The sequence below is a fragment of the Pseudomonas sp. EA_35y_Pfl2_R5 genome (assembly GCF_963970805.1).
In the GTDB taxonomy this organism is placed as follows: Bacteria; Pseudomonadota; Gammaproteobacteria; order Pseudomonadales; family Pseudomonadaceae; genus Aquipseudomonas.
The window spans coordinates 629,479-641,223 of the sequence record NZ_CAXAOW010000002.1 but is presented as its reverse complement, the minus strand read 5'-3'; the positions used below and the strand labels follow the sequence as shown (position 1 = coordinate 641,223).

The 11,745-nt window shown below is 61.0% G+C and carries 19 protein-coding genes and 2 pseudogenes; 9 read left to right on the top strand and 12 right to left on the bottom strand.

Going from position 1 to position 11,745, the window contains the following annotated elements:
• Positions 1-2 precede the first annotated feature (2 nt).
• Genes moaC through moaE form a run of 3 tightly spaced genes read left to right on the top strand, consistent with a single transcriptional unit; the run spans position 3 to position 1,182 of the window.
• Positions 3-491 carry a cyclic pyranopterin monophosphate synthase MoaC gene (moaC, locus tag AACX99_RS06940; RefSeq protein ID WP_339410498.1) on the top strand — a complete coding sequence of 163 codons (489 nt, stop codon included), beginning with the start codon at positions 3-5 and terminating at the stop codon, positions 489-491.
• Positions 488-730, top strand: a complete 243-nt coding sequence (locus tag AACX99_RS06935; RefSeq protein WP_339410496.1) for a MoaD/ThiS family protein — start codon at positions 488-490, stop codon at positions 728-730. Before moaC ends, AACX99_RS06935 begins: the two co-directional genes overlap by 4 nt.
• 2 nt (positions 731-732) lie before the next feature.
• On the top strand, positions 733-1,182 hold the full coding sequence (gene moaE, locus AACX99_RS06930; RefSeq protein WP_339410495.1) for a molybdopterin synthase catalytic subunit MoaE: 450 nt from the start codon (positions 733-735) through the stop codon (positions 1,180-1,182).
• Here the strand turns inward: moaE and AACX99_RS06925 are convergent.
• Positions 1,155-1,381: pseudogene (locus tag AACX99_RS06925) on the bottom strand (hypothetical protein); the annotation flags it as partial. The gene moaE and the pseudogene AACX99_RS06925 sit on opposite strands and share 28 nt — an antisense overlap.
• A gap of 150 nt (positions 1,382-1,531) precedes the next feature.
• On the opposite strand from AACX99_RS06925, the gene AACX99_RS06920 reads away from it, so the two are divergent.
• Positions 1,532-2,029, top strand: a complete 498-nt coding sequence (locus tag AACX99_RS06920) for a hypothetical protein (protein ID WP_339410494.1) — start codon at positions 1,532-1,534, stop codon at positions 2,027-2,029.
• 58 nt (positions 2,030-2,087) lie between these two features.
• On the opposite strand, the gene AACX99_RS06915 is transcribed toward AACX99_RS06920, so the two are convergent.
• The 7 genes and pseudogenes from AACX99_RS06915 to AACX99_RS06885 all read right to left on the bottom strand — a co-directional run bounded on the left by AACX99_RS06915 (position 2,088) and on the right by AACX99_RS06885 (position 4,667).
• Positions 2,088-2,321, bottom strand: a complete 234-nt coding sequence (locus tag AACX99_RS06915; RefSeq protein WP_339410493.1) for a cytoplasmic protein — start codon at positions 2,319-2,321, stop codon at positions 2,088-2,090.
• A gap of 86 nt (positions 2,322-2,407) precedes the next feature.
• Positions 2,408-2,818 carry a hypothetical protein gene (locus AACX99_RS06910; RefSeq protein WP_339410595.1) on the bottom strand — a complete coding sequence of 137 codons (411 nt, stop codon included), beginning with the start codon at positions 2,816-2,818 and terminating at the stop codon, positions 2,408-2,410.
• Positions 2,819-2,834: 16 nt separating this feature from the next.
• A pseudogene (locus AACX99_RS06905) lies at positions 2,835-2,987 on the bottom strand (glutamine amidotransferase-related protein); the annotation flags it as partial.
• A 158-nt stretch (positions 2,988-3,145) separates the two neighbouring features.
• Complete coding sequence (locus AACX99_RS06900; RefSeq protein ID WP_339410492.1) at positions 3,146-3,424, bottom strand: Rho-binding antiterminator; 279 nt, start codon at positions 3,422-3,424, stop codon at positions 3,146-3,148.
• Positions 3,425-3,434: 10 nt separating this feature from the next.
• Positions 3,435-3,689 (bottom strand): DUF2024 family protein, encoded by a 255-nt coding sequence (locus AACX99_RS06895; protein ID WP_339410491.1) that lies wholly within the window; start codon positions 3,687-3,689, stop codon positions 3,435-3,437.
• Complete coding sequence (locus AACX99_RS06890) at positions 3,689-4,426, bottom strand: hypothetical protein (RefSeq protein WP_339410489.1); 738 nt, start codon at positions 4,424-4,426, stop codon at positions 3,689-3,691. Before AACX99_RS06890 ends, AACX99_RS06895 begins: the two co-directional genes overlap by 1 nt.
• A 10-nt stretch (positions 4,427-4,436) precedes the next feature.
• A complete protein-coding gene (locus AACX99_RS06885) occupies positions 4,437-4,667 on the bottom strand; it encodes a thioredoxin family protein (RefSeq protein ID WP_339410487.1) in 231 nt (76 codons plus the stop codon).
• 115 nt (positions 4,668-4,782) lie between these two features.
• Here AACX99_RS06885 and AACX99_RS06880 point away from each other — a divergent pair, with 115 nt between their 5' ends.
• Positions 4,783-5,352 carry a MarR family winged helix-turn-helix transcriptional regulator gene (locus tag AACX99_RS06880; protein WP_339410486.1) on the top strand — a complete coding sequence of 190 codons (570 nt, stop codon included), beginning with the start codon at positions 4,783-4,785 and terminating at the stop codon, positions 5,350-5,352.
• Positions 5,349-6,050, top strand: a complete 702-nt coding sequence (locus AACX99_RS06875; RefSeq protein ID WP_339410485.1) for an MOSC domain-containing protein — start codon at positions 5,349-5,351, stop codon at positions 6,048-6,050. Before AACX99_RS06880 ends, AACX99_RS06875 begins: the two co-directional genes overlap by 4 nt.
• A 481-nt stretch (positions 6,051-6,531) precedes the next feature.
• On the opposite strand, the gene AACX99_RS06870 is transcribed toward AACX99_RS06875, so the two are convergent.
• On the bottom strand, positions 6,532-7,479 hold the full coding sequence (locus tag AACX99_RS06870) for a GlxA family transcriptional regulator (protein ID WP_339410484.1): 948 nt from the start codon (positions 7,477-7,479) through the stop codon (positions 6,532-6,534).
• Positions 7,480-7,599: 120 nt separating this feature from the next.
• Here AACX99_RS06870 and AACX99_RS06865 point away from each other — a divergent pair, with 120 nt between their 5' ends.
• The 3 genes from AACX99_RS06865 (at position 7,600) to AACX99_RS06855 (ending at position 9,426) form a co-directional block, all read left to right on the top strand.
• Positions 7,600-8,070 (top strand): nuclear transport factor 2 family protein, encoded by a 471-nt coding sequence (locus tag AACX99_RS06865; protein WP_339410483.1) that lies wholly within the window; start codon positions 7,600-7,602, stop codon positions 8,068-8,070.
• 36 nt (positions 8,071-8,106) lie between these two features.
• The gene (locus tag AACX99_RS06860; protein ID WP_339410482.1) at positions 8,107-8,424 is read left to right on the top strand and encodes a GIY-YIG nuclease family protein; all 318 of its coding nucleotides are present in this window, start codon (positions 8,107-8,109) and stop codon (positions 8,422-8,424) included.
• A 66-nt stretch (positions 8,425-8,490) separates the two neighbouring features.
• On the top strand, positions 8,491-9,426 hold the full coding sequence (locus tag AACX99_RS06855; protein WP_339410481.1) for a glutathione S-transferase family protein: 936 nt from the start codon (positions 8,491-8,493) through the stop codon (positions 9,424-9,426).
• Between the two features lie 33 nt (positions 9,427-9,459).
• On the opposite strand, the gene AACX99_RS06850 is transcribed toward AACX99_RS06855, so the two are convergent.
• The 3 genes from AACX99_RS06850 to yejK are packed head-to-tail and all read right to left on the bottom strand — an operon-like array spanning position 9,460 to position 11,654.
• Positions 9,460-9,777: a glutaredoxin family protein gene (locus tag AACX99_RS06850; protein ID WP_339410480.1), complete on the bottom strand. Its 318-nt coding sequence runs from the start codon at positions 9,775-9,777 to the stop codon at positions 9,460-9,462.
• Positions 9,778-9,823: 46 nt separating this feature from the next.
• On the bottom strand, positions 9,824-10,642 hold the full coding sequence (locus AACX99_RS06845) for a polyphosphate kinase 2 family protein (RefSeq protein WP_339410479.1): 819 nt from the start codon (positions 10,640-10,642) through the stop codon (positions 9,824-9,826).
• A gap of 4 nt (positions 10,643-10,646) precedes the next feature.
• The gene (gene yejK, locus AACX99_RS06840) at positions 10,647-11,654 is read right to left on the bottom strand and encodes a nucleoid-associated protein YejK (RefSeq protein WP_339410478.1); all 1,008 of its coding nucleotides are present in this window, start codon (positions 11,652-11,654) and stop codon (positions 10,647-10,649) included.
• Between the last annotated feature and the right edge of the window lie 91 nt (positions 11,655-11,745).

The window sequence follows — 11,745 nt, the reverse complement described above, 5'->3', positions numbered from 1 at the left end:
CCGTGTTAACCCATCTCGATTCCCAAGGTCGCGCCAACATGGTCGATGTCAGCGACAAGGCTCAGACCGTCCGTGAGGCCGTGGCTGAAGCCTTAGTGCGCATGCGCCCAGAAACCCTGCAGATGATTGCCCAGGGCGATCACCCCAAGGGCGATGTGTTCGCCGTGGCGCGGATTGCCGGCATTCAAGCCGCAAAGAAAACCAGCGACCTGATTCCGCTGTGTCACCCGCTGATGCTCACCAGCGTCAAGGTTGAGCTGACGCCTGAGGGCGCGGATGCCGTGCGCATCACCGCGCGCTGCAAGCTGACTGGGCAGACCGGCGTGGAGATGGAAGCCCTGACCGCCGCCAGCGTTGCCGCGCTGACTATCTACGACATGTGCAAGGCAGTGGACCGCGGCATGGTGATCGAAAGCGTGCGTCTGCTGGAGAAAGTCGGCGGCAAGAGTGGTGCCTTCAAGGCAGAGAGCGTAGCGGGAGCAGGCGCATGATCCGCGTGCAGTATTTCGCCCGTTACCGTGAAGCACTAGGTCTGGATGGCGAACAGCTTAGCGGCGAATTCGCCAGCCTTGATCAACTGCGCCAACACCTGCTTGCACGCGGTGGGGTGTGGGAGGTACTGGCCGAGCAGAACCTGATGTGTGCACGCAATCAGGAACTCTGCAGCCTGGATGAGCCGCTAGTGGCCGGCGACGAAGTGGCGTTCTTTCCCACCGTTACCGGAGGCTGAGTATGGCCATTCGCGTCCAGTCGCAACCCTTCGATCCGGGCGTTGAGCTTAACGTCCTGCACGCCGCCAACCTTGGTATCGGCGCGGTGGTCAGCTTTGTCGGCTATGTGCGTGACTTCAACGAGGGGCGCGAAGTTGGCGGCATGTTTCTCGAGCACTTCCCCGGTATGACCGAGAAGGCCTTGGCCAAGATTGCCGAGGAAGCTGCCCAGCGCTGGCCGCTGCTGGGCATTGAGGTTATCCATCGCATCGGCCGTCTGGAGCCGGGCGAGCCGATTGTGTTTGTCGGCACCAGCAGCGCCCACCGTCAGGCGGCATTCGATGCCTGCAACTTCGTCATGGACTACCTGAAAACCCGCGCACCGTTTTGGAAGAAGGAAGACACCGCCGATGGCCCGCGCTGGGTCGAAGGGCGCTGCTCCGATCAGGACGCCGCACAACGCTGGAAATAACTAGGCAGGCCCAACTCCAGCGCCGTGCGATCCACCGCGGGTTTGGTTTTTGCCATCAACTCGTCCAGGTTGATGCGCCCAGCCACCAAGGCCGGTGCCATGATCATGCGGCCCTGGGTGGAGCGGATAATCCCCCCACCTTGAAGCCGATGATGCGGCAGCGCCAGGTGATATCGCCGTCATTGGCGAAGTGTTTGCGGCGGGTCATGCAAAGCAGTCGCGGCTCAAGCGTTTCAGGGAAAATAAATCCATTCCCTTTGACCGACGTCCCCATCCAAGAGTGAATACACTATGCGCCAGCATATCTCGGGCCATATCTATGGCTACCTCGAACAAGGAACTTGCCTGCATGGCCTCTCCAGATAAACAGCAAAAACGTGCCCAGCGGGCTAAAGCCAAGGCTAAGCAGAATCGCTCGGGCAAGGCCAAAGCCCATGTCGTACACCCGCTGCTGGCCAATCCGCTGATCAACGAGCCGTTTGATGATGTTGAAATCGACCTGAGCACCTTCGACTTCAAGGACATCGAAGAGCACGGCTTCGACCCGGCACACTTCGATGATCTGTTCCAGGCGATGAAAGTCGGCGAGGGCATCAGTCTGCTGGCGATGTGTCTGGTGTTTCTGCAATACCCGGTGTTGGAGCTGGTGGTCGCCGAAGAGGCGGAAGACGCTGCCACCGACTTTATGATGGGGCTGCTGATCGTCTATCGCGGGATCTTCCACGAGGAAGACGAAGACACAGCAGTGGAATGGATCGGCAGCGATGCATTCCAGCATGCCTACAACGAAGCCTCGATGATCCTGCAAAAGAAGAACGCTCGCGGCACCCCAGGTGCTCGTGCATAGGCGGCGTAAACCGTGCAACCGTGCATGCTGCCTGGGGCACCGAGGTGAGCGGTTTCGTTCAACCGCTAGAGAGCAGACCGTGCAGGGTTGCCGCCTTGAAGATCGGCTCACTGCTCACTATGCGAACGCCATCCGGGCCGCTATCCAGTAGCCGGCGCTCGCTCTCAGCGATCAGTAGTTCAAGGTCATAGCCAGCCTCAGTCAGGCAGCGTGCGATGTCTTGCACCGCATCCTGCGCCCAGGGGGTTGCTGACTCGAAATGGCCCAACAGCTTGGTGTTTCGGTGAACCATAAGCCGGTATCTTTTCATTCTGGTTTCTCAACAGCGGAGTGCCGCTGCTCGGTGCTGCAGCGGTACTCGGTAATAAAGGGTGGGTGCTACAACGCGGCGTGCTGGGCTACCTCCAGCCAGTGGCTGATGACGCGCCCGGCGGCTTGGGTCAGGTAGGGTTGCGCCGCACGCGCCTGGGCGCGCAACGTGCGTGGATCGATGCCAGATTGGTGCAGTTCACTGGCGTGGCCAACCAGCCAGCTTTCTATCCGCGCCGGATCGGCCTCTAGATGGAACTGCAAACCCAGCACCTGCGAGCCGAGGGCGAATGCCTGGTTGGTGCCGATAGCCGTGGCGGCCAGGTGAGTTGCGCCGGGTGGTATGTCGAACTGATCGCCATGCCAGTGCAACACGGCCACGCCCTCCAACGCCGCTAGAGGTGATGCGCGTCCGGCGTCGGTCAGTGTCAGCGGTGCGAAGCCAATTTCCTTTCTGTCGAGGGGGGTAGACGTTGGCACCCAGGGCTCGCGCGATCAATTGAGCCCCGAGGCAGATGCCCAGCAGTGGTCGAGCGCTGGCCAGACGTCGGCGCAGCAGTTGCAGTTCTGCTGCAAGAAAGGGATACAGCGCGTCGTCATAGGCGCCGATTGGTCCGCCCTGTACGACCAGCAGATCCGGGCTTTCCACATCCAGCGTGGTGAGGTCGTCCAGTATACTGCACCTGATAATTCATCTCGCGCAGCAGCGGCTCCAGCGTACCCAGGTCCTCGAAGTGCAGATGGCGAATGGCTAGGGCGGTTTTCATCGTTAACCTCTCGATCATTCGGGGCGTGCGCATCCCAAGTTCAGAATGCGCAGTAACTTCCCGCCAGCTCGACACGGCCGAAACTGGCATTGGCGTCGAGCGGGGTGATGGCCAGCAGTTGGTCGAGGCGCACCTCGAACTGGCCGTTATCGTTTTCCAGTACGAGAAATTCTTCCTTGCTCGGCGCCGTGCGCGTGGTCAGCGCCCTGGCTGCGAAGCTTCGCCCGTCGAGCAGTTCGATCTGCAAGCCGTAGCTGTGCATACAGGCGATCTCCAGGTAGTCGTGCAAATCGCAGTTCAGGGGCTGATACGCGTTCATGATGTGTCTCCTAGCAGCCTTGCAGCGGGATGATGTAGTAGCCCCGCGCAGTGACGGCAGCGGCGATTTCGGGGTGGGCCGGTTCGCTGTGGCAGAACTGGCAACGGCTCTGTTCGATGTCGGCATCCTGTACGCCGCGCTCACTCATCCAGTCGCGGGCGTACTGGGTGGCGCGAGCCTGGTCGGTGCCTTCGATAAGCACATCAAAGTGTAGGTAGCGGCCGTCGCGGGTGCGCACATGGGTATCGAATACATTCACTTTCATTACTTTTCCTCCTTCCAGGTAGCTGGCAGCGACAGGTCGCCGGAGGCCACATCCCACACGCTACTGACGCAGAGCAGGGGGTTATGCAGATCGGCGTTTACCTGCAGCGCAGCGGTGACCCCGTCATAGTTGAAGCTGGCCGGAAAACCGACTGCCGACAGCGGTACGCGAATCTGCGCGGCGTCGTTGTTCACGCTGAGGTTATAGCCGGGCGAGTCGATGTAGATCGGTGCGCCAGGCCAGGTGGCCGGCAGCTTGGGCTTGGCACCTTCGGGAATGTCGCGAACCTTGAGGCCGCTAGGGCCGCAGCTGGCGTCTTTGCTCAGCACTACCCAGTGCGAGTGCCACAGGCCGCCATCGTTGGCCTTGTCGCCGTCGCGGTTTTCATCGAGGTGCGGGGTGTCGTCGAAATCTGGATGCGAAGTCAGCGCCAGGGCGAGGATGCCCGAGTCGTCCGCAAAGCCGACTGCGCCGCTGTTCAGGCTGGTCGGCCAGACATAGCTGTAGACCTCGGCGCCGGCAAAGCTGCCTTGGGCTGTGGGCGTGCGGCTGCCGGCTTTACCATCGACCAGTTGCTCGAATACCAGGTCGCTACCGTCCTTGAATACGCGGGTGTGCACCAGATCAAATGCGGCGTCGACCTGAGCGCTTTTCTCGCTGTGGATGCCGCCTGGACCATGGGCCCAGGCCGAGCTGGCGAGCAGTGCACTGAGTGTGAATGCGAGAGGGGTTTTCATGCTCGGCTCCTCACTTCAGGTCGTTGATGGAGGCGCCGAAGTTCAGGTGCAGCACCTGGCCTTCGTACACAAACGCAGGGACTGACTTAACCCCGGCCAGTTCGGCTTCGGTGACGCGCTGTGGTTGTTCGCCCAGGTGCACGACCTCAACCTTCAGCGCTGGGGCCAGCAGGTTGAGCAGGGTTTGTTCGGCCGAAATACAAACAGGGCAGCCGGCGTGATAGAAGCGAGCGTTGGTCATTTCGAGTCTCCGTAATTAATTTTGTATCGATACGATACTATTTCGAAGATTACTCTCGAGCTGATCTTTGTCAATATGGTTTTTAATCGATACCATGCTTCGACAGGAGTGATATATGACCGACACCACCCTTTTCGATCTGCTTGAAAGACTCTCCAGCCTGACTCGTATCTGGTTTCGCCAGCACCCGTTGCTGACCGAGTTGCAACCCATCCAGTTGAGCGCATTGATGTATCTGGCGCGGTGCAACCACTATTCCAATACGCCGCTAGGGGTGACCGACTACCTGGGCCTGACCAAGGGCACGGTGTCGCAGTCGCTTAAAGCGCTGGAGGCTAAGGCGCTGATCGTCAAAATTCAGGATGCGCGCGACAAGCGCAGTGTTCACCTGCAATTGACCGACGCTGCCCGTAGGCTGCTGGCCGCTCTGTTACCGCCGGCTTTTCTCGCTGAGGGTGAAGCGCGCATGGGTGAGCGCGGCACGCAGCTGGAGATGCTGTTAGGCGAGCTGCTTCGCGAGGTGCAGCGCAGTGCAGATGTGCCGAGCTTCGGGTTGTGCCGCAGCTGCCGCTTCCACCAGCAGATCGATAACAAGCCGTTCTGCGGCTTGACTAAGGAGCCTCTGGCGCCCGCCGATGCGGCGCTGATCTGTCGTGAACATCAAACCTGCGAGGTTGACGTATGAGCCTGCCCACCATCCGCCTGGATGCATTGCTCACCGGACGGGCACAGCCATTTACCCGACCTGGCTCGCGCAGTGCCATCGACAAACAGCCGCAACATGGTCAAGTGGTGGTAAGCACGCTCGGTCTGGGCGGTGATGAACAGGGTGATCTGCGCGTGCATGGGGGTGTGGAAAAGGCCATCCACCATTACCCGCGTGAGCATTACGCCGCCTGGGCTGCCGAGCTCGGTGAGCATCCGTTGTTGATGCAGCCTGGGGCTTTTGGTGAGAACTTCAGCAGCACCGGCTGGACTGAACATGATGTCTGCCTGGGCGACCGCATTCGCGCCGGCACAGCGCTGTTGGAGGTGTCGCAGGGACGTATGCCATGCTGGAAGCTCAGCGACCGTTTCGGCGTGGCCGAATTGGCCCTGCGTGTGCAGCAGTCGGGGCGCACCGGTTGGTATTACCGGGTGCTGGAGGAGGGTGTGGTCTGTGCGGGCGACAGCCTGCAGCTGGTTGAGCGGCAGTTTGCCAACTGGTCGTTGACCCGCTTGTCCGCAGTGCTGTTCGACAAGCGGGTGGAGACCGCGATGCTGCGCGAATGCCTGGCGCTGCCATTGGCGCCGTCGTGGCGGCGTACCCTCGAGCGGCGGTTGGAGAAGGGCATGGTTGAGGACTGGGCACCCCGTCTGCAGGGTAGAAGCACGGTCGACTAACCCTTCACTTTCCATTGAAGTGGGCGCGCGGCAGCAGATCCGAGGCTTCTACACCCGCCGGCATCGGCTGCGCTCGTGTGGCAGCCAGGATAAATCCACTTTGGCTCCAACGGCATGCCTGCGCCCAGCGGTCTGGTGTTCAGTGCCGATACACGCCAGCTGTATATCAACAATGCCGGCGTCGATCGCCTGTTGCGTATGGGAATACCGACCCGCGAATTAAGGTGCTGGACGAAAGCTTGCCTGGGGCGGCGGCTTGTTGTTTCACGACGGCTTGCTGTGGCTGTTGACCAATCAGGCCGACCAACTGCTCGGGATCGACGAGCGCGACCTGACCGGCACCGACCAGTAGCGTGTCGATTTCTGTTCCTTCAAGATCCACGCCGGGGCGGCTTGGCAGAGGTGTGGGCTTATAGGCACTTTAGTGCAGAGGTGGCCAGTTAACTGGCGTGCAGACGGTGTGTGGTGACGTTGGCACGGTTCAAACAGGCTGGCGCAGGCGCTTGCGAAACGCCCCGGGACTTTCTCCGCAGAGCTGTTTGAACAGCTTGGCAAAGGTGGCGCGATCGGCATATCCGACCTGTGCGGCGATCTGCTCCAATGACGCAGGGCTGCGCAGGGCGCGCTGCGCGGCGCTGATGCGCACGCGTTGTAGGTAATCGTTTGGCGTCAGCCCGGTGCTGGCCTTGAAGCGCCGCAATAGGGTGCGCGATGAACAATTGGCCTGGGCGGCCAGGCGATTAAGGTCGATAGCTTCGCCATGATGACGCTGCAGCCACTGCAACACGGGCGTGAGTTGGCCATTGCTGCTGTGCGCCGGCAGCAGCGGGGCAAAGCGTGATTGCAGGCCGCGCTGGCTGTCGAAGACCAGGGCATTGGCCACCTGATGCGCCAGGCCGTCGCCACCATGTTGAGCGATCAGGTGCAGGCATAGATCGAGCCCGGCATGCGCGCCGCCGGAGCTGAGCAGGTGGCCGTCCTCGCAGACCAGTTGCTCGATCTGCAGCTTGACCAGCGGAAAACGCTCTCGGAACTGGCTGGCCAGCGCCCAATGTGTGGTGGCACGGCGACCGTTGAGCACGCCGGCGGCGGCCAGGAGAAAGGCGCTGCTGCACAGGCTTGCCAGCTGCTGGCGTGGCGGGCGTTGCGCCAGCCAGGGCAGCAGCGCTGCGTTATCGCTCAGGGTGCTGTCGATAGCGCTGCCGCTGGCAGCGAGCAGAATCAGGTCGGCATCCTCGGCCAGGCTTAGGTCGCCATCGACCTGGATCTGCGCAAAGCCCAGATCAACCGCTTGCCCGTCCAGGCTGACGCGCTGCAGGTCGAACAACCGCTGCTCGGCCAGGCGGTTGGCCAGGACAAAAGCGTCCATGGCCATACTCAGGCTGGAGCACACAGTTTGCGGGCAGACGTACAGAGCGATTTTCAGCATGACGTGTTCAGACTTTATGAAGGTTTGGCGATTATTGACACAAGTGTGTCTTTTACGCCAATCGCGCGGTGACGATTTAACGACAATACTGCTCGCACGTCCCCTACCGGAGTTCGCCCCATGACTCACCCCAACGCCGCGCTGATCACCCGTTTCTACCAAGCCTTCCAGCAGCTGGATGCCGAGACCATGGCCAGCTGTTACAGCGCGGATGTGCAGTTCAGCGACCCGGTGTTTACCGACCTGCGCGGCGCGGCTGCCGGCGATATGTGGCGCATGCTCTGCGCCAAGGCCCAGGGTTTTTCCCTGACCTTTGATGGCGTGGCGGCGGATGATCATTCCGGGCGGGCGCGCTGGGTGGCGACCTATACCTTTAGCCAGACTGGCAATCAGGTGGTCAACCATATCGAGGCCAACTTCCGTTTTCGCGACGGCAAGATCAGCGAGCACCGCGATCACTTCGATCTGTGGCGTTGGGCCGGCCAGGCGCTGGGCCTTAAAGGTCGCCTGCTGGGCTGGGCGCCTTTTGTGCAGAACGCGATACGTCAGCAGGCAGCCAAAGGCTTAGCGGCTTTTCAGAAGAGCCGTTAAGCTCGGCGACCTTGCCATTGCCTGCCGATCCGACTGATGCCTGACTCTTCTAGCGTGCCTGAGACACCTGCCGCCAAGCTCTGGTTTGTCTATCTGGTGCGGGCGGCTAATGGCGCGTTGTACTGCGGCATCAGCGACGATCCGCACAAGCGTTTTGCCAAACACCAGAGCGGTAAGGGCGCGCGTTTCTTCCATTCCAGCCCGGCGCAGGCCCTGGTGTATATCGAAAGCTGTGCCGGCAAAGGCGATGCGCTGCGCCGTGAGCGGGCGATCAAGTCCTTGGCCAAAGCGGCCAAGGAAGCCCTGGTAGCGACCGGGGTTATCGTTGCGGCTGATAAAGCATCATCAGCCTAGCCGGGTAGGCCGCAGCGCTGTGCAGGGTTAAGCTGGTTCCTTTATCTGATTGCAGCGGAGCCTGTTATGCACGAGTTGATCCTGCACCACTACGATGCCTCACCCTTTGCCGAGAAGGCACGCCTGATGCTGGGTTTCAAGCAGCTGTCCTGGCGTTCGGTGGAAATTCCGCGAATCATGCCCAAGCCCGATCTGCTGGCGCTGACTGGCGGCTACCGCAAGACCCCGGTGCTGCAAGTGGGTGCCGATATCTACTGTGATACCGCGCTGATTGCGCGTCGCCTGGACGCGGAGAAGGCCACCCCGTCGCTGTTTCCGGAGGGTCAGGAATTCGTCGCAGCGAGCTTTGCCCAGTGGGTTGATTCGCTGATATTCCAGCATGCGGTGAGCTTGGTGTTTCAGCCGGAGTCGGTGGCCGTGCGTTTCGGCAAGCTGCCGCCGGAGGCGATCAAGGCCTTTATCGCCGACCGTGCCGGCTTGTTCAGCGGCGGCAGCGCCACGCGTCTATCTGCTGAGGTCGCCAAGCACAACTGGCCGTCCCTGATGGCACGGGTAGAGCAGCAACTGGCGCGCGAGAAGGGCGATTTCCTGTTCGGTGAGCCGTCGATTGCTGACTTCTCCCTGGCCCATTGTCTGTGGTTCCTCAAAGGCACCCCGGTGACTGCGCCGCTGGTCGACGCCTATCCGAATGTCAGCGCCTGGCTAGGTCGCGTGCTGGGCTTCGGTCACGGTGCGTCCAGTGCGTTGAGCGCAGAAGATGCTATCGCGATCGCCCGTGCGGCGACGCCGGCGGCCCTGCCGGATGAGCAGTTTGTCGAGCCCAACGGCTTCGCGGTCGGTCATCGGGTACAGATTGCCGCCACCGATTACGGCGTCGATCCGGTGGAGGGCGAGCTCGTGTTCGCCGGTGTTGAAGAACTGATCCTGCGCCGCGAGGATGAGCGCGCTGGGACCGTGCACGTACATTTTCCGCGTCTGGGCTTTGCCATCAAGGCGCTGTAAACACGTTTTTACGATCTGTTGCGCGCCGAGGTTTCAGTACGCGGCGCGCATCGCCTGTGGGTCGTAGCCGTGAATAAGCGTGCCCTTGATATCCAGCAAGGGCACGCCGCGCCCACCCAGGGCCTTGAAGGTCGCCTGGCCGGCTGGGTCTTTCTCGATATCGATTTCCCGGTAGGCTATCTGGTCCTGCGCCAGTTGTTCGCGGGTTTTCGCGCAGTAGCCGCACCACTGCGTGGCATACAGCACCACTTCGCCCGGCCGATCGGCCAGCGGTGGTTGAAACCAGCGCTGCACAGTGTCCCAGTGTTGGAAAAGCGCTATAGCGCTCAGCAGCAGGATGACTTTCTTCATGGCCGTTCCTTTGCCTTCTTGTGTTGATGGTCTGGTGAGTCGTGGGCTAACTGCGTTGCAATTCTTCCAAACTAAACGGCGGCGGGGTATCAGGCCAGTCCAGCTGCAAGCGTTCCAGCTCGCGGGCCAGCAGGCTTGCCACCAGCCAGTCGCGTAACCAGCGATGGTCCGCCGGAATCACATACCAAGGCGTGGCGTCGCTATGGCTGGCCGTGAGCTGGTCGGCCCAGCGCTGCTGGCGTAGGTCGAATTCGCGATAAGACTGCAGGTCGCTGCCGTGCAGTTTCCAGCGTTTATGCGGTTTTTCCAGGCGCTCTTGCAGGCGGTGCTTTTGTTCATCTTTGGATAGCTGCAAAAAGTATTTCAGCGGCTGAATCGACTGGCTGATCAGTTGCGCCTCGAAGGCGTGAATCGCCTGCTGGCGCGTGGGCAGCTCAGTTGCGTTACACATGCCATCCAGCGGATCGCTGATCAGCCCTTCGTAGTAGCTGCGGTTGAATACCCCGAACAGGCCCGGCCCTGGCAAACGCTGCTGGTAGCGCCAGAGAAAGTCGTGGCGCTGTTCGCAGGCATCGGGTTTCTGAAAGCTGTGAATGCGCAGTCCTTGGGGATCGAAGCTGCTGATCACCCGGCGAATCACGCCATCCTTACCGGAGCAGTCAGTGCCTTGCAGGATCAGCAGCAGGGCGTTGCGCCGATTGGCCCAGAGCATGCGCTGTTGCTGGTTGAGCCAGGGGCGCAGTTCAGTCAGGGCTAGCTGCGCTGTCTGCTTGTCCAGGCCGAAATCCCGCGCCGGGTCCTGAGCAAATGGCGCCGCCGGATCACAGCGGCAGGCATCCAGCAGGTTATCCGGCAGGCGCGTCATGGTCTTAGGACTTGCGGCGCTTGAGTTGATCAGTGAGCTGCGTCGGCAGATTGCGGATCACCAGGGTGTCGGTGCTCTCGTCGTACTCGATTTTCGAGCCGAGCAGGTGCGCTTCAAAGCTGATCGACAGGCCTTCGGCGCGCCCGGTAAAGCGCTGAAACTGGCTGAGGGTGCGTTTGTCCGCCGGAAATTCCGGAGCCATGCCGTAATCCTTGTTGCGGATATGATCAAAGAAGGCCTTGGGCCGTTCTTCGTCGATCAGTCCGGATAGCTCGTCGAGGGTGATTGGCTCCCCTTGTTTGGCCTGGTTTGCGGCGTAGCTGACTAAGGTCTTGGTCTTCTCGCGGGCCTGCTCTTCGGGCAGGTCTTCGCTTTCTACGAAATCGCTGAACGCTTTCAGCAGGGTACGGGTTTCGCCCGGGCCGTCGACGCCTTCCTGGCAGCCGATAAAGTCGCGGAAGTACTCCGAGACCTTCTTGCCGTTCTTTCCCTTGATAAAGGAGATGTACTGCTTGGAGTTGGCGTTGTTGCGCCACTCGGAGAGGTTGATCCGCGCCGCTAGGTGCAGCTGGCTCAGGTCCAGGTGCTTGGCGGCGGTCACGTCCAACGCCTCGTTCACCGCCACGCCTTCGCTGTGGTGCAGCAGGGCGATCGACAGGTAATCGGTCATGCCCTGCTGGTAGTGGGCGAACAGCACATGGCCGCCGGTGGACAGGTTGGATTCTTCCATCAGCTTCTGCAGCTGCTCCACAGCCTTGCGGCTGAATGCGGCGAAGTCCTGACCCTCGTCCAGGTAGTGCTTCAGCCAGCCGCTGAATGGGTATGCCCCGGACTCCTCATGGAAAAAGCCCCAGGCCTTGCCCTGCTTGGCGTTATAGCTTTCGTTGAGGTCGGCAAGCATGTTCTCGATGGCTTGCGAGGCGGCCAGTTCGGTATCGCGGGCATGCAGCACAGCGGGTGTGCCATCGGGCTTTTTGTCGATCAGGTGAACGATGCAGTGGCGGATCGGCATGGGGCTAGGTCTTCACGTCAGTCGCAAGGGGTGATGGTTCCTCGGCTGCTGGACGCGCCAGCACGGAACCCATCTACAAATGTGCGCAGAG

What these genes read in the sequence shown, in the direction of transcription:
- yejK (WP_339410478.1), bottom strand. Translation starts at nt 11,654, where the DNA reads ATGCCGATCCGCCACTGCATCGTTCACCTGATCGACAAAAAGCCCGAT.
- AACX99_RS06845 (WP_339410479.1), bottom strand. Translation starts at nt 10,642, where the DNA reads ATGACGCGCCTGCCGGATAACCTGCTGGATGCCTGCCGCTGTGATCCG.
- AACX99_RS06875 (WP_339410485.1), top strand. Translation starts at nt 5,349, where the DNA reads ATGAGCCTGCCCACCATCCGCCTGGATGCATTGCTCACCGGACGGGCA.
- AACX99_RS06860 (WP_339410482.1), top strand. Translation starts at nt 8,107, where the DNA reads ATGCCTGACTCTTCTAGCGTGCCTGAGACACCTGCCGCCAAGCTCTGG.
- AACX99_RS06920 (WP_339410494.1), top strand. Translation starts at nt 1,532, where the DNA reads ATGGCCTCTCCAGATAAACAGCAAAAACGTGCCCAGCGGGCTAAAGCC.
- AACX99_RS06885 (WP_339410487.1), bottom strand. Translation starts at nt 4,667, where the DNA reads ATGACCAACGCTCGCTTCTATCACGCCGGCTGCCCTGTTTGTATTTCG.
- AACX99_RS06900 (WP_339410492.1), bottom strand. Translation starts at nt 3,424, where the DNA reads ATGAACGCGTATCAGCCCCTGAACTGCGATTTGCACGACTACCTGGAG.
- AACX99_RS06895 (WP_339410491.1), bottom strand. Translation starts at nt 3,689, where the DNA reads ATGAAAGTGAATGTATTCGATACCCATGTGCGCACCCGCGACGGCCGC.
- AACX99_RS06855 (WP_339410481.1), top strand. Translation starts at nt 8,491, where the DNA reads ATGCACGAGTTGATCCTGCACCACTACGATGCCTCACCCTTTGCCGAG.
- AACX99_RS06880 (WP_339410486.1), top strand. Translation starts at nt 4,783, where the DNA reads ATGACCGACACCACCCTTTTCGATCTGCTTGAAAGACTCTCCAGCCTG.
- AACX99_RS06850 (WP_339410480.1), bottom strand. Translation starts at nt 9,777, where the DNA reads ATGAAGAAAGTCATCCTGCTGCTGAGCGCTATAGCGCTTTTCCAACAC.
- AACX99_RS06870 (WP_339410484.1), bottom strand. Translation starts at nt 7,479, where the DNA reads ATGCTGAAAATCGCTCTGTACGTCTGCCCGCAAACTGTGTGCTCCAGC.
- AACX99_RS06915 (WP_339410493.1), bottom strand. Translation starts at nt 2,321, where the DNA reads ATGGTTCACCGAAACACCAAGCTGTTGGGCCATTTCGAGTCAGCAACC.
- AACX99_RS06935 (WP_339410496.1), top strand. Translation starts at nt 488, where the DNA reads ATGATCCGCGTGCAGTATTTCGCCCGTTACCGTGAAGCACTAGGTCTG.
- AACX99_RS06865 (WP_339410483.1), top strand. Translation starts at nt 7,600, where the DNA reads ATGACTCACCCCAACGCCGCGCTGATCACCCGTTTCTACCAAGCCTTC.
- moaE (WP_339410495.1), top strand. Translation starts at nt 733, where the DNA reads ATGGCCATTCGCGTCCAGTCGCAACCCTTCGATCCGGGCGTTGAGCTT.
- AACX99_RS06890 (WP_339410489.1), bottom strand. Translation starts at nt 4,426, where the DNA reads ATGAAAACCCCTCTCGCATTCACACTCAGTGCACTGCTCGCCAGCTCG.